The sequence below is a fragment of the Aminobacter sp. NyZ550 genome, assembly GCF_025628925.2.
Lineage (GTDB): Bacteria > Pseudomonadota > Alphaproteobacteria > Rhizobiales > Rhizobiaceae > Aminobacter > Aminobacter ciceronei.
Genome location: NZ_CP114190.1, coordinates 2,868,249 through 2,889,954 on the forward strand (window position 1 = coordinate 2,868,249; position 21,706 = coordinate 2,889,954).

The window sequence follows — 21,706 nt, forward strand, 5'->3', positions numbered from 1 at the left end:
GATTTATCTGACCTCGTAGCCGACTTCATCCGACGCATGGCACAGCATCTTCCAGAACGAGCGGGCGAAAGAGCGGAAGACGTAAAGGTCGAAGCTGTCGGGGCCGCTGCGCTGGATCTGGGTGAAGACGTCATGGTGGGTGGTCGAGATGCCGGACCCCTGGGGAAAGGCCGTCAGCGAGAAGTCGACGGCGAAGAGCTTCGCCAGCACCCATTCGGATTTCGCGCCGCCGATGCGGATTGCGGTGCGCCCATGCGACAGGTCGGTGACCGAGCCGATGGCTGTCGTGACCTTGGCAGCCAAAGTGACGGCAAGTCCTTCCGACGTGTCTGATACCAGGAATTTTCCCGGAGCGAAGCCGAAGGCCGAGTAGCGGTTGGATGAGCCACCTGCGCCGGCACCGTCGGCCAGCTTGAGGCTGGTGACGGAAGCGATTGCTGCCATCAGCTTCTTTTCCTCGCCTGGCCAGGCGGCAAGCTGGACGATCGAGCCGGGCGCGATCTCGGACAAGCTGACGCCGACGCCATCGACGAAATTGCCGTGCGAGCCGGGCAGAAAGACTGCTGCAAGCGGTGAAAGCTGCTCAACCATGCATGCGCTTCCCTTCGGGATCGAAGAAGTGGTGGCTGACGATCTCGACCGGGCCGAAGCGGTTGCGCAACGGGTCGGAGATGTGGGCGCGCTTGCCGTGGCGCGCCTTGCCGCCGGAGACCAGCGCAAGTGCTATGTACTTGCCCAGCGCCGGTGAGAAACAGGCAGCTGTAACATGGCCGAGCGATCCGTGCGGATTGGCGGCATCGACTTCGTCGACGATATGCGCGCCGCCGCTGAGCGGGCGGTTGTCGAGCGAAATCAGGCCGACGAGTTCGAGCCTGCCCGAGGCGGAAAGTCCTTCGCGGTCCATCATGGCCGAGCCGATGAAGGGTTTTTTCTTGGACAGCATCCAGCCGAGATGCAGGTCGCGCGCCGAAGTGCGGCCGTCGATCTCTGCGCCGGTGACATGGCCCTTTTCGATGCGCATGGTGCCGAGCGCTTCGAGGCCGTAAGGAACCATGTCGAACGGCTTGCCGGCCTCGATCAGCGTTTCCCAGACATGGGTGCCGTGGCCGGCGCCGGAATAGACCTCGAAGGCCATCTCGCCGGAGAAGGAGAGCCGGCATATCATGACCGGTGCGCCCGCAATCTCGCCATGGACGATGCCCATGAAAGGCAGGGCCTCGTTGTCGACCCTGGTGCCGGTGACGCATGAGGCCAGGATTTCCCGCGCCTTCGGGCCGCCGATCGCAGCACCCGCCCATTGGTCGGTGACCGAGGTCAGGTGAACCCTGAGATCCGGCCAGACGACATCGAGGAAATATTCGAGATGCTGCATGACCTTGCCGGCATTGGCCGTTGTCGTGGTCATCAGGAAATCGTGTTCGCCAAGCCGCCAGGTGGTGCCGTCGTCGAAGACGAGGCCGTCCTCGCGCAGCATCAGGCCGTAACGCGCCTTGCCGACGGGCAAGGTCGAAAAGACGTTGGAATAGACGCGGTCGAGGAACTCGGCGGCATCCGGTCCCTGGACGGCGATCTTGCCGAGCGTCGAGACGTCGACGATGCCCGCCGTTTCGCGGGTCACTCCCGCTTCCCTGACATAGGCCTGCTCGATCGTCTCGCCGGGACCGCCATAGATCATCGGGCGGAACCACAGGCCGGCCGAATACATCGTCGCGCCGTTTTCCAGATGCCAGTCATGCATCGGGGTCAGCCGGTCAGGCTTGAGGTCGCCAAAACGCTCCGCGGCCAGCGCGCCGACTGAGACCGGGGCATAAGGCGGGCGGAAGCGCGTCGTGCCGACCTCGGGGATCGGCTTGCCCAGGGCTTCGGCCATGATGGCGAGCCCGGGCACGTTGGAGCCCTTGCCCTGGTCGGTGGCCATGCCGAGCGTGGTGTAGCGCTTGAGATGCTCGACCGAGACGAAGCCTTCGAGGTGGGCGAGGCGGACATCGTCAGCCGTCACGTCGTGCTGGAGGTCGACGAAGGCTTTGCCTTTGGCCTTGATCTCGAAGACCGGCGCCGGGTTGGGGTCGAGCGGCGCGGGTTCGACGTCGGGCAGGGGCGTGGTTTCGAGTGTTGGCTGGCCTGCAGCCTTGCGGCCGGCGGAAAAGCCTTCGGAGATCGCTTCGGCTGTCGCGAAGGTGCCATTGAAGGCGCCGGCGCCGATCCAGCCCTTGCCGGCCTCAGGCGGCAGGAAGGCCTGCAGGTCGTCGCTCCAGATCGGCCGTGCGCCGGCCTGGCTGGCAAGATGGATGGTCGGCGACCAGCCGCCGGAGACAACAAGGCAATCGGCGCCGATGTCGCGCGCGCCATTTGGCGACACGCCTGATGCCGAGGAGAACGGGGCGATCTTGACGCCTGAAAGCTTCTTGCCGCCTTCGGTGCCGATCACCGCATGGCCGGTCAGAAGTTCCGCGCCAGCGTCTGCGGCGAGCTTGCGGCAGGCAGCGGAGACATCAGGGCGCAGGTCGGCGATGGCGACGACACTGGCTCCCGCCTTGGCGAGTGCCGCCGCCGCGCGATAGGCGCTGTCATTGTTGGTGACAACAGCAATCTTCTCACCTGGCAGCACGCCATACTGGTTGGCATAACGCATCGCCGCACTGGCCATCATCACGCCCGGCCGATCGTTGCCAGGGAACACCAGCGGCCGTTCGAAGGCGCCGGTGGCGAGCACGACGCTCTTTGCCCGGATGGTCCAGTGGCGGTGGCGCGGCGCGCCTTTGGCAGGGGCATCCCTGTGGTCGCTGACGCGCTCGACGGCGGCCAGCGTGTTGCCGTCGTAATGGCCCCAGACGGTGGTGCGTTTGAGCAGGCGCACATTGTGATGGGCCCTGAGTTCGCCGACGACATCGGAGGCCCAGGTTGCGGCGGGCTCGCCGTCGATCGTCTCGCCCGACCAGTTGGCCGAGCCGCCGAAGCATGGATCGAGCTCAGTCAGGATGACCTGAGCGCCCGACTGGGCAGCCTCGTGCGCGGCGGCAAGGCCGGCGGGCCCGGAGCCGACGACAAGCACGTCGCAGAAGGCGTTCATGCGCTCATAACGTGACGGATCGGCCGCGTGGCCGGCGCGGCCGAGGCCGGCGGCGCGGCGGATGATCTTTTCGCATAGCATCCAGAAGCGGGTGCCCTTGAGCGGCCCAATCACCGGACCCATGAAGGTCTTGTAGTAGAAGCCGGCGGAGATGAACTTGCCGCCGAGCTGGTTGATGGCACTGACGTCGTAGGCGAGCGAGGGAAAGCGGTTCTGGCTGACGGCGGTGAGGCCGTCATGGATCTCGACCATCGTGGCGGGAATGTTCGGTTCGCGGACCTCGCCGCGCAGCACCGTCACGAGAGCGTTCGGCTCATCGACGCCTGATGTCAGCACGCCGCGCGGACGGTGGTACTTGAACGAGCGGCCGAACAGCGAAACCCCATTGGCAAGCAGCGCCGAGGCCAGCGTATCGCCCTGGTGGCCGGTATAGGCGGTGCCGTCGAAGGTGAAGCGGATGGTCCGCAACCGGTCGATGCGGCCACCCGACGGTGTGCGGCGCGGGCTCATGCCTTGGCTCCGGATGTGCGGCGGCCGTGGGGCGGCGCGCCATGTTCGCGGGCAAAACGCACGCTCTTGATTTCATGGGTGAGCGTGTCGCGGACGACGGCGAGATGCGCGCGGCAGCCGCCGGCATGCTGCCAGATCTCGTTGTGGATGCCGGCCGGGTTCAGGCGGTCATAGACATAGGCGCTCCACGCCTCGGCGTCGGTCGAAGCGGGATCGGGACGGGTGCGGTTGCCGTCGCCCTGATAGGCGAATTCGGAGACGTCGCGCGGGCCGCAATAGGGACAGGTGATCAACATGTTCGAACCCCTAGTGCATTCGCGGCGTCGGACCCTGGCCCTTGTCGTCGATGACGGTGCCACGGCTGAAACGGTCGAGCGTGAAGGGCGCGTTGAACTCGTGCGGCGCGTCCTTGGCGATGGTGTGGGCAAAGCAGAAGCCGGAAGCCGGCGTTGCCTTGAAGCCGCCGTAACACCAGCCGCAATTGAGATACATGCCGGGCAACGGGCCGGTGGTGATGATCGGCGAGCCATCCATCGACATGTCGCAGACCCCACCCCATGAGCGCAGCACGCGCACGGGTGCCAGCGAAGGGAACAGCGCCAGCATCTCACTCATTACTTCCTCGACGATGGGTAGGCTGCCGCGCTGGGCATAGGAGTTGTAGCCGTCGAGGTCACCGCCATAGACGAGGCCGCCTTTGTCGGACTGGCCGACATAGAAGTGGCCCATGCCGAAGGTCAGCACGGTGTCGAGGAACGGCTTCAGCGATTCCGACACGAAGGCCTGGAGGACGTGGCTCTCGATCGGCATGCGGTCGATGCCGGCAAGCTGCATCACCCGTCCGGTGCTGCCGGCCACGGCAACGGCGACCTTTTTGGCGCGGATTTCGCCGCGGCTGGTCGAAACGCCGGTGACCCGGTCGCCGTCGCGCAGGAAGCCTGTGACTTCGCAATTCTCGATGATCTCGACACCGCGGCGATCGGCGCCACGGGCATAACCCCAGGCCACGGCGTCGTGGCGGGCGGTGCCGGCGCGTTCCTGCATCAGGCCGCCATAGATCGGGAAACGTGCGGATTGCGACATGTCGAGCCCGGGAACACGCCGGCCGATCTCGGCCGGCGTCATCAGCTCGGCGTCGACGCCGAGATGGCGCATGGCGTTGCCCTTGCGGGCGAGGTCGTCGAGCTGGCCGGGCGTGTGCGCCAGGTTGAGCACGCCGCGCTGCGAGAACATCACGTTGTAATTGAGGTCGTGGGAAAGATTCTCCCACATCTTCATCGAATGTTCGTAGAAGCGCGTGTTCTGCGGCAACAGATAGTTGGAACGGACGGCGGTGGTGTTGCGGCCGACATTGCCGGAGCCGAGATAGCCCTTTTCCAGCACGGCGACATTGGTGATGCCGAATTCCTTGGCGAGGTAATAGGCCGTCGACAATCCGTGGCCACCGCCGCCGATGACGATGACGTCATACGAGGCCTTGGGACTCGGCTTGCGCCACGCCGGTTTCCAGTCGCGGTTGCCGCTGAGCGCGTTCTTGAGAAGCGAAAAGGCCGAATATTCCGCCATACTTCATGTCATCCTTCAGGCTGCGCCGGGACACTACAGGCCGCACTGCGGCGATCAAGCCAATATTCCGCCATTGTTTTTCGTCAGGCCGACTTTCCCATGGGCCAGCGCGCATCGGCTTGCCCGCCGAGATGCGCGTCATTATCAATGGCCACGCCTTTTCCTTGGCAAACTGACCACGAGTCGCTGACAAATCATGTTGTTTTCCGCAGTCCGGCGCATAGCTGCCACTCTGTTCATCTTCACAGCCGTGCTTGTGGCAAACGCTGCAGCGCAGGATGCCGATCTCGGCAAGGCGCCGGCCGGCGTGGTGTCCGACCAGCAGGAGGTCATCGCCAGCATCACGGCCAGGACCGATGCGCTGCAGAAGAAGATGGAGCAGAGCGCCGAAGACGATGCCGGTCTCGTCGACATCCGCCTGCAGCTCGAACAGCTGTCGCGCGACCTGTTGCAAAGCGGCGTCGCGTTCCGTCCGCGCCTGGCCGAGATCAACGCCCGGCTGGAGCAGCTCGGCAAGCCGCCGGCAGAGGGCCAGCCGCCCGAACCTGCCGTGGTGACCAGTGAGCGCGAGAAACTGAACGCCGAGAAAACCGAAATCAATGCCGTGCTCGGCGTTGCCGAGAACCTGTCGATCCGCATCGACAGGCTGATCAGCCAGATCACCGAGATCCGTCGCAGCCTGTTCCAGAACCTTTTGACCAAACGCTACCAGATCAATTTCGCTCTGGGGTCGGAGGTGGCCGACGCCTTCAAGACAGAGATGAACGACCTCTACCGAACGGTATCGTCCTGGGTTCGTTTCGTTGTCAGCTTCAAGCTCAAGTCGATGCTGGCGGCAACGTTCTTCGCCCTGGGTGCGGCGGCGGTCATCATCATCGGTGGCCGGCGCATGTTCGGACGGATGTTCGAGCCCGACGGCCGGGTCGAGGAGCCTTCCTATCTCAGCAGGCTTTCGGTCGCCTTCTGGTCGACCTTCATGCAGTCGACCGCACTCGTCGTCTTTCTTGGCGTCACCTACTATCTGTTTGCCTATTTCGAGGTGCTGCGCGGCGACATCGGCGCCATGCTGTGGTCGCTGTTCTACGTCATCGCCATCGTCTTCTTTGTTTCACGCCTCGGCATGGCCGTGCTGTCGCCCAAGCTGCCCAAGTGGCGGCTGATCCCGGTCGAGAGCGGTGCGGCGCGCTGGCTGATGCTGCTGATCACCGCGACTGCGTTCTTCACCGGCCTCGATTACTTCCTGAGCTCGGTCTACCAGGTGCTCGGATCGCCGGTGGCATTGACCGTCGGCGAGGCGCTGACCTCGACCGTGGTGATCGGCGTGCTGGTCATCCTGATCGGACTGGTCAAGCCGTTCGTCGACGAAGAGGGCCATCCGAAGCCGTGGCCGCGCCTCTTCCGCTACATCGTTCTCACACTTGGCGGCGTCACCATTGTCGCAGCACTGGGGGGCTATATCGGGCTGGCGCGCTTCGTGTCGCAGCAGATCGTCATCACCGGCACGATCCTGGCGACCATGTATATCGGCTTCCTGTCGTCACAGGCGGTCAACGAGGAAGACGCCTTCGTCAAGACGACGGTCGGCCGGCGTATAAAGCGCATGTTCACGCTCGACGACACCACGCTCGACCAGCTCGGTCTGGTCAGCAGCATGGTCATCAACCTGCTGGTGCTGATCGTCGGTGTGCCGCTGATCCTGTTTACCTGGGGGTTCCAGCCCGGCGACATGATCACCTGGCTCTACCGCATCGGCTCGGGCTTCCAGATCGGCAGCTTCAACTTCTCGCCCGCCGGCCTGCTTTCGGGCGTCATGGTATTTGCCATCGGCTATTTCGTGACGCGCTGGTTCCAGGGCTGGCTCGACGGCTCGGTCATGGCGCGCAGCAAGGTCGACGCCGGCGTGCGCAATTCGATACGCCTCGCCGTCGGTTATGCCGGCGTGGCGCTTGCAGGACTGATCGCTGTTTCGGCGGCCGGCATCGACCTTTCCAACCTCGCGCTGGTTGCCGGTGCTCTCTCCCTCGGTATCGGTTTCGGCCTGCAGAACGTGGTGTCGAATTTCGTCTCGGGCCTGATCCTGTTGGCCGAACGCCCGTTCAAGGTTGGCGACTGGATCGTGGCCGGTGCGGTGTCGGGCACCGTCAAGAAGATCAGCGTCCGCGCTACCGAGATCGAGACCTTCCAGCGTCAGTCGGTGATCCTGCCCAATTCGGACCTGATCAACAGCGCGGTCGGCAACTGGACTCACCGCAACAAGCTCGGCCGCGTCGAAGTGCCGATCGGAGTTGCCTACGGTTCGGACGCCAAGCGAGTGCACCAGATTTTGTTGGATATTGCGCGTGGCCACCCGCTGGTGCTCAAGAATCCGGAGCCGTTCGTGCTGTTTTCGGCGTTCGCGGATTCGTCGATGAACTTCGAAATCAGGGTATTTCTCGCCGATATCGGCAATAGCGCATTCGTGCAAAACGACCTGCGCTTCGCCATCCTTGAGGCATTCGAGCGCGAGCACATCGACATTCCATTCCCACAGCGCAGCATCCGTGTGGTTGGCGACAAGCAGGCAACCCCGTGGCCTGCCGATGACGAGCAGGCGGAAGCGGAGTATGCCGCCATGGAGCAGGAGCGGCTCAAGAAGAGCGGGGAGGAAACCGCCAAGCCAAAGTCCCGTCGCCGCAAGCCGGATCCGAGCTGATGGTGGGCCGATGCCAATTATGGCATGAACAAGGCATTCAGTTGCCGTTCAGCTTCGAACTCATATAAGCTCTCATGCAAACGGCGAAAATGCCTTGCTGAGATGAACAGGGGCGGTGGAAACACCGAGTGCTAAATGAAAAGGTTTCTTGTCGCTGGAGGCGCGCTGGTCCTGGCAATGTCGGGCGCTGCGCATGCTGCAAGCGCGGTAAACCTCGATGCCGAACCGCGGACCCTGATCGTCACGGAAGGTGGTTCCAAGACGGAGCTTTCCCTTGCCGCCGGCGAAACGGTCGAGTTCTGCTCGAGCGGCTGCTTCGTGACCTTGCCGAATGGCGACCGCGAAGCGCTGACCGGTGATGAAACAGTAGAGATTTCGGGCGGCGCTGCCCGCATCAAGTAAAGCCTGTCAACACGCATGCTAATGATCGAAAAGGTCGGGCGTCAGCCCGGCCTTTTCTGCATTCTGCTAACGTCTGCTTAAGCATGACTGGCGAAATGACTGGTGCTCGTTTAGCATTCGGCCTCGACCTTAACCATCCGGAACCTGGTCACCCGCTATAGCGGCAAGGGGTCCGGAAGGTTCACGCCGTCCGGCAAGGGGCAGGGCAGGCAGTTTGATGGATGCGCGATCAGACAACAAGATAGTACCACTGGCGGTCGATCTCGACGGCACGCTGATTGCCAGCGATCTGTTGTGGGAAGGACTGTTCGCCCTTCTCAAGAAGAATCCGCTCGCCATCTTCATGGTGCCGTACTGGCTGCTCAAGGGCGGCCCAGCGCGTCTCAAGCAGGCGATTGCCGAGGTGGTCGACATCGACCCGGCGACCTTGCCCTATCGGCCTGAAGTGCTGAAACGCCTGCGCGAAGAGCAGGCCAACGGGCGCCAGATCGTTCTCGCCACCGGCACGCCACGCAAGTTCGCCGAAGTCATCGCACGCCATCTTGGCCTGTTCGACGCGGTGCTTGCCAGCGATGGCGGTGAAAACCTGACCGCTGAACGCAAGCGCAGGGCTCTGGTGGCAGCCTATGGCGATGGCGGCTTCGACTATGCCGGTAACAGCCGTCACGACGTCAAAGTGTTCGATGCCGCGCGCGAGGCAATCGTGGTTGCACCCGACCGGGCCGCCGCACGCTGGCAGGCCAGCCATCAGTCTGAACTGATCGAGACGCCGAAGCCCGACCTGCGCACCATCCGCAAGATGCTGCGTGTCCATCAATGGCTCAAGAACGTGCTGATCGCCGTACCGCTGGTGCTGGCGCACAAATATTTCAATCCCGAGATGCTGGTGCCGGCGATCCTGGCGTTCATCTCGTTCAGCGCTGCCGCCTCGGCTATCTACATCGTCAACGACTTCTTCGACCTGGCGCTCGATCGGGCGCACCCGACCAAGCGTGAGCGGCCTTTCGCCAGCGGCAAGCTGTCGATCCCGTTCGGGCTGGCGTCCGTGGGCGTCCTTCTGGTCATCAGCCTGGCGACGGCTGCCTTCACGACGATCGAGTTTGCCGGCGTTCTGCTGGTCTATCTCGTGGCCACCACCGCCTATTCGCTGTCGGTCAAGCGGATGCTGCTGCTCGACGTGCTGACCCTTGCCGGGCTCTACACCTTGCGCATCCTGGCGGGTGCCGCTGCGACCGGGGTGGACGTGTCGTTCTGGCTGCTCGCCTTCTCGATCTTCTTCTTCCTCTCGCTGGCGCTGGTGAAGCGATATGTCGAGCTGCGTTCATCCAGCCTCAGCGTCGGCGAGCGTATCGCCGGGCGCGGCTACCGCATCGAGGACCAGGAGATCGTCGCCCAGGCCGGCATGGCGTCGGCGTTTTCCTCGGCGCTGGTTCTGGCGCTCTACATCGACAGCAGTGCGGTGCGCGAGCTCTATGAGCATCCCTGGCTGGTCTGGCCGCTGGCGCCGATCGTGCTCTATCTCACGATGCGCATCTGGATCCTGGCGCGGCGCGATGAACTGCATGACGATCCGGTCGTCTTCATCATCCGCGACTGGCGCAGCCAGATCGTCGTTTTCGCCGGCGCGGTGCTGCTTGTGGTGGCGGGCCTGTGAGCGTGGGACTGGCCCGTTACCAGAGCTTTGGCCGCGCCAATCCGGGCGCAAGTCAGGCGATCGACATCGCCGAGGCAACGCGGCTTCTGGCCGGTGGGACGGCACGCGCCGGATCGCTGCTCGCCTATGGCAATGGCCGCAGCTATGGCGACAGCTGCCAGAACAGCGCCGGCGCCGTCGTCGACATGCGGCCGCGTCAGCGCGTCGTTTCCTTCAACGCCGAGACCGGCCTGATCGAAGCCGAGGCCGGCGCGCTGCTGGCCGACATCATCGCCTATGCTGCTCCGCACGGGTTTTTCCCGGCGGTCGTGCCGGGGACACAGTTCGTCACGCTCGGCGGCGCCATTGCCAATGACGTGCATGGCAAGAACCACCACCGTCGCGGCAGTTTTGGCTGCCATGTCGAACGCCTGACATTGCTGCGCTCGGACGGACGCAGCTATGCCTGCTCGGCCGGCGAGAACGCCCGGCTGTTCTGGGCGACAATCGGCGGCATGGGGTTGACCGGCATCATCGTGTCCGCCGCGATCCGCCTGATGCGGGTACCCTCGCTCGATATCGCCGAGACGGTGAAGCCGTTCGGCAGCCTGGGCGAATATTTTGATCTCGCCGAAGCCGCCGACCGCGACAACGAATATGCCGTTGCCTGGATTGACCAGCTGGCCGGCGGCAAGCATGCCGGCCGAGGATTGCTGCTTGCCGGCAACCACGCCGCCTATGGCGCGCGGACGGCCGAATGCGGCACGGCAAGACTGTCGGTGCCGTTCCAGCCGCCCTTGACCTTGCTCAACCGGCCCTTCCTGAAGCTGTTCAATGCCGCCTATGGCTGGCGGCGCGGCCGCCTCAGGGAAAGCCAGGCAAGTTACCAGAAGTTCTTCTTTCCGCTCGACGGCGTTGCCGACTGGAACCGGCTCTACGGTCCGAGCGGGCTTTACCAGCACCAGAGCGTCGTGCCTGAAGCTATGGCGCGCGAAACAATTCCGGCATTGCTGGCGGCGGCGCGACGCGCCGGGCAGGGCTCGTTCCTGACCGTGCTCAAACGTTTTGGCAGCCAGCGTTCGCCGGCTTTGCTGTCCTTCGCGCGTCCGGGCTACACGCTGACGCTCGATTTTCCGAACCATGGCCGGCGCACGCTGGAGCTGCTCGCCGAACTCGACCGGATCACCGTCGGCGCGGGTGGCGCGGTCAATCCCTACAAGGACGCGCGCATGTCGGCTGAGACATTCGCGGCTTCGTTCCCGGACTGGCAGCGGCTCGAGGCAATGCGCGATCCGGCATTCATGTCCGACTTCTGGGCCCGGACCGCCGGCCGGCTGGGCGGGCGCAATGGCGAGACCGCGCAGGCGGCCGAGTAGGCGCTTGTTAGAGAAGTGCGGAAAAAGTTCAAATTGCCAGGAAAGCTTCACAGAATATCAGGGGCTTTCCGATAGGTTGTGCGAAGGACGGACAAAGCAATGAAGTATATCCTCTTCATCCTTTTCACAGTGATGACCAATGCTGCGGCCCAGCTGATGCTGAAACAGGGCATGATGTCTCTTGGTCCGCTTTCTTTCGAAGGCAGCAATCCGCTGATCAAGATACTGCAGATCGTCTTCAGCCCATGGGTTTTCGCCGGACTGCTGACTTTCGTCATCTCGATGGCATCGCACCTCTATGTGCTGTCCAAGGTCGAGCTCAGCTTCGCCTATCCCTTCCTCAGCCTGGCCTATGTGGCGGTGGCGGTGTTTGCCTACTTCGTCTTCCATGAAGACCTGAATGCCTGGCGCATCGCCGGCATCGCCTTCATCTGCGTCGGCACCGTGCTGATCGCCCAAAGCGGCCGCGACCATGGCGAAGTTGTCGCCGCGGCCTCTACCGAACCCACCAAGACAAGCGAGCTTTTGCGATGAGACACATCATTTTCGGAGGCGACGGCTTCGTCGGTCGTCATCTTGCGCCCAAACTGATCGCCGACGGCGAAGAGGTTGTCGTTGCCGACATCGTCAAGAGCGACCTTGCGCATTACCGCAACGCGCGTTTTGTCCATTGCGACGTGACCGATCCCGCCGCGATCGCAGCCGTCGGCATCAAGGCCGACGACATGGTCTACAACCTGTCGGCCAAGATGCTGTCGCCGCTGCAGGTGCGGGCCAAGCGCCACGACTTCTTCTTCCCGGTCAACTATTTCGGTACCGAGAACATCATCAAGGCGATGGACCATGCGGCAGCGCCGAGGCTGGTCCACTACACCACCGACATGATCTACGGTCATACCGTGACCCATCCGATGACCGAAGAGCATCCGGTGGCGCCGCTCGGCGAATATGGCTGGTCGAAGCAGAAGACCGAGGAACTGGCCGCCGAGTGGCGGACGCGCGGCATGAACATCTCGCTGTTCCGCCCGCGCCTGATCATCGGGCCCGGCCGTCTCGGCATTCTGGAGAAGCTGTTCAAGCTGATCGACTGGAACCTGCCGGTGCCGATGATCGGTTCGGGCAGGAACCCATACCAGTTCATCTCGGTGTTCGACTGCGCCGAGGCAGCGCGGCTTGCCTGGAAGGCCGGCGTGCCGAACGAGGCCTACAATCTCGGATCGCTCAATCCGCCGCCGGTGCGCAAGCTGCTCGGCGACCTGGTCAAGCATGCCGGTTCGAAGTCGATCCTGCTGCCGACGCCGGGCTGGGCGGTCAAGCGGACGCTCGACCTGCTCGACCTGATGAACATGCCGATCATGGATCCCGAGCAGTATCTGATCGCCGACGAGGAGTGCGTTCTCGACGTCTCCAAGGGCGAGCGCCAGCTCGGCTGGGTGCCGCAGTACCGCGACGAGGACATGCTCATCGCAGCCTACAAGGAATATCGCGCCAAAAAGGACGGCCTCGCTGCGTCCACGCAGCACGCCCCGGCTGAATAGAGGATATGAACATGACGCTTGTCACCAAGCCGGATACGGCCCATTCGCATGCCGTCGCGGTTGCTCCGGCAATGACTTCGGCAAAGCTCGCCAAGCCGAACCTGATGTCGGTCGAGCAGGCCAAGGCGCTCGACGTCGCCAGGATGACCGACCTGTTCAAGGCGCATCTCAACCCCGGCCAGCTGCATTTCATGAAGCTGCTCGGCTTCCACAAGATCAAGATCGAGCGTGCCGAGGGCATGCACTACATCGATCAGAATGGCCGCAAGATCCTCGATTTCTTCGGCGGCTTCGGTTCGCTGGCGCTCGGCCACAACCATCCGCGCGTGCTCGAGGCGCGCAAGAAGTTCCAGGACGAGAAGCGCCACGAAATCGGCATCGCCTTCATGTCGCAATACGCCTCGGCGCTGGCCTACAATCTGGCGCAGATCTCGCCCGGCGATCTCGACATGGTGTTTTTCGGCTCGTCCGGTTCGGAAGCCATGGAAGCAGCTGTCAAGCTCGCCGAGCGTGCTGCGGGGCCGGCACGTCCCAGGATCGTCTATGCCGAGAACTCGTTCCACGGAAAGACCAAGGGCGTGCTCTCGGTCACCGACGGCGCGCTCTATCGCGGCGAGTTCAAGCTCACCGAAAACACCGTGCGGGTGCCGTTCGGCGACATCGATGCCATCGAGAAGGCGTTCCGTTCCGATCCGGCCATCGGCGCCATCGTGCTCGAGACGATCCAGGGTGGTGGCGGCATCAACAAGGCACCGGCCGCGTTCTGGCACAAGCTGCGCGCGCTGTGCGACCAGTATGGGGTGATCTGGGTCGCCGACGAGGTGCAGTGCGGCGTCGGCCGTTCCGGCCGCTTCTATGCCTTCGAGCACTATGACGTGGTGCCCGACATCACCGCGGTTGCCAAGTCGCTGGGTGGCGGCAAGGCAGCGATGGCTGCGATGATCGCCCGCCGCGACGTCTACATGAAGGCCTATGGCACGCCGAAGACGGCGATGATCCATGCCATGGCGACCTTCGGCGGTATCGGCGAGGGCTGCATCACGGCCATCGAGACGCTCAACGTGCTCTATGACGAAGGCCTGATCGAGAATTCGGCCGACACCGGCGCCTATCTCCTGGCGCGGCTGGAGGAGCTCCAGGCGAAGTACCCCAAGATCATCAAGGAGGTTCGCGGCCAGGGCCTGATGGTCGGGCTCGAGTTCCACGACTTCTCGCAGACGCTGCCGATGGTGCTGCGCCCGGTGGTCAGCGTGCTCGACGACAAGCTCAAGGGGTCGCTGTCAGGCTTCGTCGGGGCGCTGCTGCTGCGGGACTATGACGTGCTGGTGGCCTTCACCGAGTACAACCGTAATGTCGTGCGCCTGCTGCCGCCGCTGACCTGCAGCCGCGCCGATGTCGACGTGCTGATCGCAGCCCTCGACAGCCTGCTCGGCCGCGGCATCGTTTCGATCGTCAAGGACTTCGTCAAAAGCCAGGTCAAGTAGGGGACATCATCCCCGTCGCCTCCAAAGCCGGGTCTCGACCCGGCTTTTTTTGTTAGCTGGTTGCCGGAGGGCGTTGGCGCTGTCGGCGGGAGGCGGTTGTCCGGCTTCCGCAAGCGCGGCATGTTCGGATGGCGCGGCGGAGCAACAATCGGGAGGAGCGAATGGTCAAGCCGATCATGAATCTGGACGAGGTCGAGTTCGACGACATCGAGGAGAATGGCATCTACACGTCGAAGAGGGCGTCGATAAGCCGTCACATCGGCGCGCAAAACCTCGGCTACAACCTCACCGTCCTGCCGCCGGGCAAGGTTCAATGCCCGTTCCACAACCATCGCGGCGAAGAGGAGATGTTCTTCATCATGGAAGGTGAGGGCGAGCTACGCTTCGGCGACAAGCGCTATCCGATCCGTCAGCACGACGTCATCGCCTGTCCGACCGGGGGAGCTGAAGTGGCCCACCAGATCATCAACACCGGCACGACGACGATGCGGTATCTGGCATTGTCGACGCTGGTCGAGGTCGATGCCTGCGAGTACCCGGACTCGGGCAAGGTGATGGTCGTCTCCGGCAAGCGGGGAGTTCCCGGGCTCCGCAAGATGTTCCGGGCCGAGAATACGACCGACTACTACGACCGCGAGAGCAGGTAAGCCGTTCCGTTTGCGGCTCGACGCTACTTGTCCAGCGCTGCGAAAAACCTGGGATGGACGAAGGCGTCGTAGCAGGAATCGAGCTGGATACGGCGGTGCTGGGTTAGTGCGCTCTTGTACATGTCGTAGAGCGCGGCATTGGCCGTGGTCGGCGGGCAGGTGGGCAGGAGGACGAGGTCGGTGTCCGCCACCGTCGCCTCCTCGGTCGAGCCGGGGTCGGGCACGGCGCGCATCGGGTCGGCGCCGATGGCGATGTGCAGCGGTGCCGAGCGGTCGAGCAGCCAAGGGAAGGGGTTGACGAAGTTCAGCGACATCAGCGTGTTGAAGTGGACGCCCTTGTCGGCTTCCAGCTTGCGGATGGAATCGACCGCCGTATCGACATTGCTGAGATAGGTGACCTGGAAGTCGAAATCGGAATAGAGCAGCGGCGTCGGCAACTCGCCGGCGTTGGTGAGGTCGGCATAGAGCTGCCGATGCTCCGGGTAGAATTTCAGCATATGGTCGACACGGACGGCGACCTCGCTGCGCATGTTGACCGCCCCGAGCGTACCAAGATTGCGCTGCGCGATGGGCCGGTTCTTGAGCGAGCCGATATAGGCGCGGGCCGCGCGCTCGACGACGAACAACGCTGGCGGCAATATGACGGCCGCAGCCAGTCCCAGGACCGAGAGCAGCACCATAGGCTTGGCAAGCAGCCTGGACGCCTTGAGCAGGATGGCGACGATGAGCGGCGCCAGGAAGATGAACGCTTGGCTGCCGGTGTTCTGCGTCTCGAACAGCACGCCGGCGAACAGGACAGCGAGCAGCCAAAGCCCGTTATGGTCGAGAAGCCCCGAAACCGCTGTCGCAAGCGACGTCTTGCGGTCGGCGGAAAAGCGCTCGGACAGCTTGTGCCGGTCGGACCAGAGCAGGACCAGGGCGAGCGCAGACGTCGCCAGCACGACTCCGAAATTGATCGAGGTGGACTGCAGGAAGCGCGGCAAGAGCGTGCCGCCGTTCATCATCACCAGCTTGAGGATGTCGGTGATGTAGTGGCTGACCAGGCCGCTGGATAGTTCGATGGCGGCAAGGACGGCGGCGAAGATGACCAGCGCCTCCAGCGCGTAGCGAAACTTCACGCGGCCGGCGAAGAACGCATAGGCGGCGATGACGCCGCCGGCGACGAAACCGGTGATCTTGAGGAAGAACAGCGCCGTCATTGTGAGCGAAATCAGCGCAACCAGCAGGTAGCGATTGCGCACGAACATCAGCGCGGCCACCAGCACATACAGCATCTGGCAGACCTGGCGGTTATAGATGCCGAAGGCGTCGGAGCCGGGGAACGGATAGAATTCGCGCGTGTTGAAGGGCAGCAGGGCGAACAGCAGGAACGGCACCAGCAGCGCAAATGCGATGCCGCGCGAACGCTGGCCGACATCCCACAGCACCAGCGCAATCAGCGGTGCGGTGACGGCAAGCAGCGACCAGTGCGCCACGAGCGCCGGCTGGGCGTTGGGAAACAGCGTCACCCAGCCTGTAAACAGGTAGTAGCCGAGCGGGCCGACGGGGGTGAAGAAGTCGTTGATCGGCACCTGGCCGTCGAAAATGCGGTTCGCCGCATCGTAATAGATCAGCACGTCCCAATACATCGGGCCGATCGGCACGGCGACCGGCAATGCCAGCAAGGTGCAAACCAGCAGAAACGCGACAGCCAAAAGAAAAAGCGGGCTTGTCGTCTTGGCCTTGAGGCGTGAACCCAGGGATGCAGCAGGCGGCGTGAAAGTGGTGTTCATCTTCGGCACCTGCGGCAATCTCGATCGACATGGAGTTGTTGTATTCAACTACAGGTAAATGGCGACAAAAGCGTTAAGCGGGCCGATTTCGTCATGCTTGCGTCCGTGGCCGCGGACTGTGGGCCGGGGTGACGAAGGCGCGTCTGCGGCAGGAGCAGAACCGGGCGGCGCGGCGGATCATGCCGGCAATTTTGCCGAGGTCGCGCGGCCTTGTGGCAATGTCGCAAACAGGCTGCAATCGCGCTGCGGCGCTCTATAGTCTGCGCGCAATATCATCTCGGAGTCGTGGGTAATGGCTGAGTTTCCGAAAACGGCAAAGGTCGTCATCGTCGGGTTGGGCGGTATCGTGGGCGCATCGATTGCCCATCACCTGATCGAGCGCGGCTGGACCGACATCGTCGGCATCGACAAGTCGGGCGTGCCGACCGACATCGGCTCGACGGCGCATGCCTCCGACTTCTGCTACACCACCAGCCACGACTATCTCTCGGTCTGGACCACGCAATATTCGATCGATTTCTACGAGAAGATGGGCCACTACGCCCGCATTGGCGGCCTCGAGGTGGCGCGCGCCGGCGACGACAGCTGGATGGAGGAGATCAAGCGCAAGCTTTCCTCGGCCAAGGCGTTCGGCACCCGCGCACACTACGTTTCGCCCTCCGAAATCAAGGCGATGTTCCCGCTGATCGAGGAAGATCAGGTGATGGGCGGCATGTTCGATCCCGATGCCGGCCTCGTCATCCCGCGCTCGCAGACGGTCGCAGGCAAGCTTGTCGATGCCGCCGAGAAGTCCGGCAAGCTCCAGGTCTTCGGCAACACGCCGGCGACGTCGCTGATCGTCGAGGGTGGCCGTATCAAGGGCGTCGTCACCCATCGCGGCACAATCATGGCCGACCATGTCGTCGTCTGCGCCGGCATCTGGGGCCGCCTGATCGCCGAAATGGTCGGCGAGGACCTGCCTGTCATGCCGGTCGACCACCCGCTGACCTTCTTCGGCCCCTACAACGAGTTCGAGGGCACCGGCAAGGAAATCGGCTTCCCGCTGCTGCGCGACCAGGGCAACTCGGCCTATATGCGCGACACCGGCGACCCCAAGACCACCGAAGGCGGCCAGATCGAGTGGGGCTACTACGAGCAGACCAATCCGCGCCTCTGTCATCCGCGCGAGCTCCTGGAAAAACATGAGGCTCGCCTGTCGCCGTCGCAGCGCGACCTCGACATGGAGCAGATCATGGAGCCGCTCGAGCGCGCCATGGAGCTGACGCCGATCCTTGGCGAGATCGGCTACAACGAGAGCCACTCCTTCAACGGCCTGCTGCAGGTTTCCGCTGCCGGCGGCGCCTCCTGCGGTGAAAGCCAGAAGGTGCGCGGCCTCTGGTACTGCGTCGCCATCTGGGTCAAGGACGGACCCGGCTACGGCAAGCTGATCGCCGACTGGATGACCGACGGCCGCACCGAGATCGACCACAACTCGATCGACTATGCCCGCTTCTACCCGCACCAGCTGGAAGAGAAGTTCATCGAAGGCCGTACCTTCGAGGCGGCGCAGAAGATCTATTTCCCGGCCGTTCATACTCGCGAGCCCTATGCCACCGGCCGCAACGTCAAGCGCTCGCCCTTCTACGAACGCGAAGTCGAGCTCGGCGGCTACTTCATGGAACTTGGCGGCTGGGAGCGTGCGCATGGCTACAAGGCCAATGAGCACCTGCTGGAGAAGTATGGCGACCGCGTGCCGGTGCGCGAGAACGAGTGGGACTCCAGGCACTTCTGGCGCGTTTCGAATGCCGAGCATCTGGCGATGAGCGAGGATTGCGGCATCGTCAACCTCAGCCATTTCCACATGGTCGATATCGAAGGCCCCGACCATGTCGAGCTCTTGGAATGGCTCTGCGCTGCCAAGATCGGCGGCGACGGCAACATCGGCAAGGGCGTCTACACTCACTTCCTCGACGACGAGGGCATGGTGCGCGCCGACTTCACCGTGTTCCGCATGGCCGACCGCTGCCGGTTGGTGAACGGTGCCGATGCCGGTCCGCGCGACTTCCACTACATGAAGCGCGTCGCCGAGGATCGTGGCCTCGACGTCACCATCACCGACACGTCGGAAAAGTTCATCACCATCGGCATCTGGGGGCCGAATGCCCGCGAGAACCTGAAGAAGGTGGTGGCGAACCCTGCTGGCCTCGACCAGGAAAATTTTGCCTTCGCCGCGATCAAGCAGATCGAGATCGCCAGCAAGAGTGTCACAGCGTTCCGCATCTCCTATGTCGGCGAGCAGGGCTGGGAACTGCACATGAAATACGAGGATGGCCTGGCCGTCTGGGATGCGCTGCGCTCGACCGGCGTCATGGCCTTCGGCGTCGAGACCTATGCCAATTCGCGCCGCATGGAAAAGAGCCTGCGGTTGCAGAACGCCGACCTGCTCACCCAATACAATTTGATCGAGGCCGATCTTGCCCGCCCGAAGGTCAAGGACGTCGATTTCCGCGGCAAGGCCAAGCATCTTGAATACAAGGCGCGCGATCACCAGCCAGCGATGCTGTGCACGCTGGTCATGACCGAAAACACCGACAGGAACGGCGTCAAGCGTTACCCGGTCGGCACGCTGCCGGTCATCGACCCGCAGACGGGCGAAGTGCTGGTCGACGAGCTCGGGCGCCGTTCCTACACGACCTCGATCGCCTTCGGCCCGACCATCGGCAAGAATATCGCGCTGGCCTATCTGCCTCACGCCTATTGCCAGGAAGGCCGCAAGCTCGTTGTCGAGTATTTCGCCGAAACCTATCCGGTCGAGGTTGTCGGCATCGGCTACAAGCCGCTCTATGATCCGGAGAACCTGAAGCCGCGCAGCTGACATGGCAGTTTTGAGCGGTCGGAAACTCCTGTCGACCGCTCGACACGGCTACCCCTGCCTGGCCCAGGTCTGATACGCTCGGCCAAACCAGCCGACCGGGGAGGGGTTTCTGGCGACCGTTCGATCAAAAAGGCGCGTTGATGCGCTGACATTCCGCGTGGCCGGCGTTCCCGTTCATGTCCACGCGACCTTTGCCATTCCTGTGATGCTGCCGTTCCTGCATGAATGGTTCGTGCGGCCGCGGCATGCCCTAGTGCTCACCGTCATTGTCGCGGTGCTGCTGTTCTCGGCGGTGCTGCTTCACGAACTCGGCCATCTCTGGGCCGCGCGCGGTAGCAAGATCGCCGCCGAGCGCATCGAGCTCTATGTGTTCGGTGGGCGTATCTTGTTCAGACCATTCGGCCAGATTCGCGCGCCATGGGCATGGATCTATGCTGCCGGGCCGATGGTGAACCTGACCGTAGGGCTGTTGTTTCTGGCCGGCTATTATCTATTCGCTGCCTCCGCAGGGCCAGGTCTCAGCCTTGTCCCGCCAGCGCTCGAACCTTTGCGCCTGCTGGCGTGGACCTTTGCGCTGGGCGCGGTCCTCAATCTTGCGCTCGCATGTCTCAACCTGCTGCCGGCCCTGCCTCTCGACGGGGGGTCATAGCCAGGGAGCTGTTGCAGGCAAGGCTGAGCCCGCAAGCCGCGACACGGATCGTCGGGATTTGCGGCCTTACCCTGTCGACGCTGCGCATGGTTGCCATGCTGTGGGTGGCATCGAAAGGCTTCCTGATCTGGCTGCCCCCGCCCTTCGGCCCAAACTGGCGGGCGGCGCGAGGCATCCGGAAGACCAAGGCGGTGCGCCGCAAGCCAGCGCCGGAAGAAGCCGAGACGTTGGAGTGGCGCGGCAAAGGCGGGCAGCCAATCCGACGGTAACGCCGCCCATGCAATCTCACGCGCGCCGCTTGGTCTACTGCAAGGCCAGTTCGACCAGCGCGAGATAGGTGCTGTCGTCGGCGAGCTCCGGATTGTAGCCGCGCGCCGCGTAAAGCCCGAGCAGGGCGAGATAAAGCATCTTCGCCCTGGCCCGAGCTTTGTCTGGTTCGAGGCCGGCGGTTGCGAGTTCCCTTTCGAGATAAGCGAGGCGGGCGGTGTCGACGGCGCGCAGACGCTCGGCGACCTGGGTATCGGTTGCAGCCCATGACTGGATCGCGGCTTCGGCGCGCGCAGAATCGATGCCGTAAACGGTTCTTTCCAAGGCATCCTGCGCGAGATGGCGCAGGCGCTCCTTTGGAGTTGCCAGAGCGGCCGCGTCGTTGATCAACTGCTGCGTGAAATCTGCGTCCCAAAAGTCGAGAATCGCCGCAAGTAGTTGTGGCCGGTCCTTGAAGTGCCAGTAAAACGAGCCCTTGCTTACACCCAGCGATTTGGCAAGGCGCTCCACCTTGACGGCCTCGACCCCACCTTCAGCCAGAGCGGCAACTGCGGCTCTCAACCAGTCGTCACGCGTCAGGTCCTTTATCCCGCCTTTTGGCGACAGGTCATTTCCAGCCATCACGTCTTCTCCTTGCGGCATCGCGCCACACCATACGGATGCGTATGGTCAGGTGAGTGCGCCCGCGGTACATACGGTACCGTATGGTCATGCCGTGTGGCGTGGCCGAGGTCAACAGCAGGAGGTGGACGTCATGGTCAAATGGAGCGCCATTGCGCTGATTTCGCTCGGCATCATTCATATGCTCGTGCTCGGGGCCGAAATCCCCGCGGAACTGCCGAACTGGTTGTCGCTCAATCTCTGGACCTGGGATCACTGGGCGCCGCTCAGGGCCCAGCCGCTCGACCTGGCACTTTCCGGCGGTGTGTTCTGGCAATCCATCGGGTCGCTGGCCATCCCGCTGGTCATTCTCGGCGCGCTCATCCTCTGGCTCGATCGCAGGAGCCTGCCCATCCCTGTCTTTGTCGGCTGGGGGCTGCTCGTCTGGACGGCCATCATGACGGCGATCATGCCGCCGAGTGGCCTGACCGTCGTCTTCGTCGTTTCGGTGTTCCTCACAGTCGGCCTGCAAGTCCGGTCGAGAAAGCGTGGCAATTCCCCGGCAGCGTAACCATTTGCGGTGCGCTTCCCGACAATGTGATTGAAAAGCCCGGCTTTCTGGCCGGGCGTTTCTTTTGAAGAAGCC

Annotated in this window: 18 protein-coding genes; 12 read left to right on the top strand and 6 right to left on the bottom strand. The window is 63.3% G+C overall.

Annotation, left to right across the window (positions count from 1 at the left end; genetic code table 11):
- Positions 1 to 3 precede the first annotated feature (3 nt).
- From soxG to N7E70_RS14100, 4 genes are read right to left on the bottom strand one after another with little or no spacing between them, the layout of a single operon-like run.
- Positions 4 to 591, bottom strand: a complete 588-nt coding sequence (soxG, locus tag N7E70_RS14085) for a sarcosine oxidase subunit gamma family protein (protein WP_263006716.1) — start codon at positions 589 to 591, stop codon at positions 4 to 6.
- Positions 584 to 3,580 carry a sarcosine oxidase subunit alpha family protein gene (locus N7E70_RS14090; protein ID WP_269441395.1) on the bottom strand — a complete coding sequence of 999 codons (2,997 nt, stop codon included), beginning with the start codon at positions 3,578 to 3,580 and terminating at the stop codon, positions 584 to 586. Before N7E70_RS14090 ends, soxG begins: the two co-directional genes overlap by 8 nt.
- On the bottom strand, positions 3,577 to 3,876 hold the full coding sequence (locus N7E70_RS14095) for a sarcosine oxidase subunit delta (protein ID WP_182573463.1): 300 nt from the start codon (positions 3,874 to 3,876) through the stop codon (positions 3,577 to 3,579). Before N7E70_RS14095 ends, N7E70_RS14090 begins: the two co-directional genes overlap by 4 nt.
- Positions 3,877 to 3,886: 10 nt before the next feature.
- The gene (locus N7E70_RS14100) at positions 3,887 to 5,146 is read right to left on the bottom strand and encodes a sarcosine oxidase subunit beta family protein (RefSeq protein ID WP_263006721.1); all 1,260 of its coding nucleotides are present in this window, start codon (positions 5,144 to 5,146) and stop codon (positions 3,887 to 3,889) included.
- Positions 5,147 to 5,342: 196 nt separating this feature from the next.
- Between N7E70_RS14100 and N7E70_RS14105 the strand changes: the two genes are divergently transcribed.
- From N7E70_RS14105 to N7E70_RS14140, 8 genes are all read left to right on the top strand, one after another.
- Positions 5,343 to 7,838, top strand: coding sequence for a mechanosensitive ion channel family protein (locus N7E70_RS14105; RefSeq protein WP_263006722.1), 2,496 nt, complete (start codon positions 5,343 to 5,345; stop codon positions 7,836 to 7,838).
- A gap of 135 nt (positions 7,839 to 7,973) precedes the next feature.
- Positions 7,974 to 8,240 carry a hypothetical protein gene (locus N7E70_RS14110; protein ID WP_263006723.1) on the top strand — a complete coding sequence of 89 codons (267 nt, stop codon included), beginning with the start codon at positions 7,974 to 7,976 and terminating at the stop codon, positions 8,238 to 8,240.
- Positions 8,241 to 8,457: 217 nt separating this feature from the next.
- Positions 8,458 to 9,894, top strand: coding sequence for a UbiA family prenyltransferase (locus N7E70_RS14115; protein ID WP_263006724.1), 1,437 nt, complete (start codon positions 8,458 to 8,460; stop codon positions 9,892 to 9,894).
- 2 nt (positions 9,895 to 9,896) lie between these two features.
- Positions 9,897 to 11,249 (top strand): FAD-binding oxidoreductase, encoded by a 1,353-nt coding sequence (locus N7E70_RS14120; protein ID WP_185910404.1) that lies wholly within the window; start codon positions 9,897 to 9,899, stop codon positions 11,247 to 11,249.
- A 99-nt stretch (positions 11,250 to 11,348) separates the two neighbouring features.
- Positions 11,349 to 11,783 (top strand): EamA family transporter, encoded by a 435-nt coding sequence (locus N7E70_RS14125; RefSeq protein ID WP_067960874.1) that lies wholly within the window; start codon positions 11,349 to 11,351, stop codon positions 11,781 to 11,783.
- On the top strand, positions 11,780 to 12,787 hold the full coding sequence (locus tag N7E70_RS14130) for an NAD-dependent epimerase/dehydratase family protein (RefSeq protein WP_067960875.1): 1,008 nt from the start codon (positions 11,780 to 11,782) through the stop codon (positions 12,785 to 12,787). Before N7E70_RS14125 ends, N7E70_RS14130 begins: the two co-directional genes overlap by 4 nt.
- Positions 12,788 to 12,858: 71 nt before the next feature.
- Positions 12,859 to 14,271: an aspartate aminotransferase family protein gene (locus N7E70_RS14135; RefSeq protein ID WP_263006865.1), complete on the top strand. Its 1,413-nt coding sequence runs from the start codon at positions 12,859 to 12,861 to the stop codon at positions 14,269 to 14,271.
- Between the two features lie 161 nt (positions 14,272 to 14,432).
- Positions 14,433 to 14,918 carry a cupin domain-containing protein gene (locus N7E70_RS14140; protein WP_263006725.1) on the top strand — a complete coding sequence of 162 codons (486 nt, stop codon included), beginning with the start codon at positions 14,433 to 14,435 and terminating at the stop codon, positions 14,916 to 14,918.
- Positions 14,919 to 14,941: 23 nt separating this feature from the next.
- On the opposite strand, the gene N7E70_RS14145 is transcribed toward N7E70_RS14140, so the two are convergent.
- Positions 14,942 to 16,690: a hypothetical protein gene (locus tag N7E70_RS14145; protein WP_263006726.1), complete on the bottom strand. Its 1,749-nt coding sequence runs from the start codon at positions 16,688 to 16,690 to the stop codon at positions 14,942 to 14,944.
- Positions 16,691 to 16,982: 292 nt separating this feature from the next.
- On the opposite strand from N7E70_RS14145, the gene N7E70_RS14150 reads away from it, so the two are divergent.
- The 3 genes from N7E70_RS14150 to N7E70_RS14160 all read left to right on the top strand — a co-directional run bounded on the left by N7E70_RS14150 (position 16,983) and on the right by N7E70_RS14160 (position 20,462).
- Positions 16,983 to 19,544 (top strand): GcvT family protein, encoded by a 2,562-nt coding sequence (locus N7E70_RS14150; RefSeq protein ID WP_263006727.1) that lies wholly within the window; start codon positions 16,983 to 16,985, stop codon positions 19,542 to 19,544.
- A 157-nt stretch (positions 19,545 to 19,701) separates the two neighbouring features.
- The gene (locus N7E70_RS14155) at positions 19,702 to 20,193 is read left to right on the top strand and encodes a site-2 protease family protein (protein ID WP_263006728.1); all 492 of its coding nucleotides are present in this window, start codon (positions 19,702 to 19,704) and stop codon (positions 20,191 to 20,193) included.
- Between the two features lie 86 nt (positions 20,194 to 20,279).
- Complete coding sequence (locus N7E70_RS14160; RefSeq protein WP_269441396.1) at positions 20,280 to 20,462, top strand: hypothetical protein; 183 nt, start codon at positions 20,280 to 20,282, stop codon at positions 20,460 to 20,462.
- Between the two features lie 34 nt (positions 20,463 to 20,496).
- Here N7E70_RS14160 and N7E70_RS14165 read toward each other — a convergent pair whose 3' ends face one another.
- Positions 20,497 to 21,081: a TetR/AcrR family transcriptional regulator gene (locus N7E70_RS14165; protein ID WP_263006730.1), complete on the bottom strand. Its 585-nt coding sequence runs from the start codon at positions 21,079 to 21,081 to the stop codon at positions 20,497 to 20,499.
- Between the two features lie 133 nt (positions 21,082 to 21,214).
- Here N7E70_RS14165 and N7E70_RS14170 point away from each other — a divergent pair, with 133 nt between their 5' ends.
- Positions 21,215 to 21,631, top strand: coding sequence for a DUF6463 family protein (locus N7E70_RS14170; RefSeq protein ID WP_154383915.1), 417 nt, complete (start codon positions 21,215 to 21,217; stop codon positions 21,629 to 21,631).
- Positions 21,632 to 21,706 lie beyond the last annotated feature (75 nt).

Coding starts and splice junctions, on each gene's coding strand:
- soxG (WP_263006716.1), bottom strand. CDS start 591: ATGGTTGAGCAGCTTTCACCGCTTGCAGCAGTCTTTCTGCCCGGCTCG.
- N7E70_RS14095 (WP_182573463.1), bottom strand. CDS start 3,876: ATGTTGATCACCTGTCCCTATTGCGGCCCGCGCGACGTCTCCGAATTC.
- N7E70_RS14165 (WP_263006730.1), bottom strand. CDS start 21,081: ATGGCTGGAAATGACCTGTCGCCAAAAGGCGGGATAAAGGACCTGACG.
- N7E70_RS14100 (WP_263006721.1), bottom strand. CDS start 5,146: ATGGCGGAATATTCGGCCTTTTCGCTTCTCAAGAACGCGCTCAGCGGC.
- N7E70_RS14135 (WP_263006865.1), top strand. CDS start 12,859: ATGACTTCGGCAAAGCTCGCCAAGCCGAACCTGATGTCGGTCGAGCAG.
- N7E70_RS14125 (WP_067960874.1), top strand. CDS start 11,349: ATGAAGTATATCCTCTTCATCCTTTTCACAGTGATGACCAATGCTGCG.
- N7E70_RS14105 (WP_263006722.1), top strand. CDS start 5,343: ATGTTGTTTTCCGCAGTCCGGCGCATAGCTGCCACTCTGTTCATCTTC.
- N7E70_RS14170 (WP_154383915.1), top strand. CDS start 21,215: ATGGTCAAATGGAGCGCCATTGCGCTGATTTCGCTCGGCATCATTCAT.
- N7E70_RS14090 (WP_269441395.1), bottom strand. CDS start 3,580: ATGAGCCCGCGCCGCACACCGTCGGGTGGCCGCATCGACCGGTTGCGG.
- N7E70_RS14140 (WP_263006725.1), top strand. CDS start 14,433: ATGGTCAAGCCGATCATGAATCTGGACGAGGTCGAGTTCGACGACATC.
- N7E70_RS14150 (WP_263006727.1), top strand. CDS start 16,983: ATGGCTGAGTTTCCGAAAACGGCAAAGGTCGTCATCGTCGGGTTGGGC.
- N7E70_RS14160 (WP_269441396.1), top strand. CDS start 20,280: ATGGTTGCCATGCTGTGGGTGGCATCGAAAGGCTTCCTGATCTGGCTG.
- N7E70_RS14115 (WP_263006724.1), top strand. CDS start 8,458: ATGGATGCGCGATCAGACAACAAGATAGTACCACTGGCGGTCGATCTC.
- N7E70_RS14110 (WP_263006723.1), top strand. CDS start 7,974: ATGAAAAGGTTTCTTGTCGCTGGAGGCGCGCTGGTCCTGGCAATGTCG.
- N7E70_RS14145 (WP_263006726.1), bottom strand. CDS start 16,690: ATGAACACCACTTTCACGCCGCCTGCTGCATCCCTGGGTTCACGCCTC.
- N7E70_RS14130 (WP_067960875.1), top strand. CDS start 11,780: ATGAGACACATCATTTTCGGAGGCGACGGCTTCGTCGGTCGTCATCTT.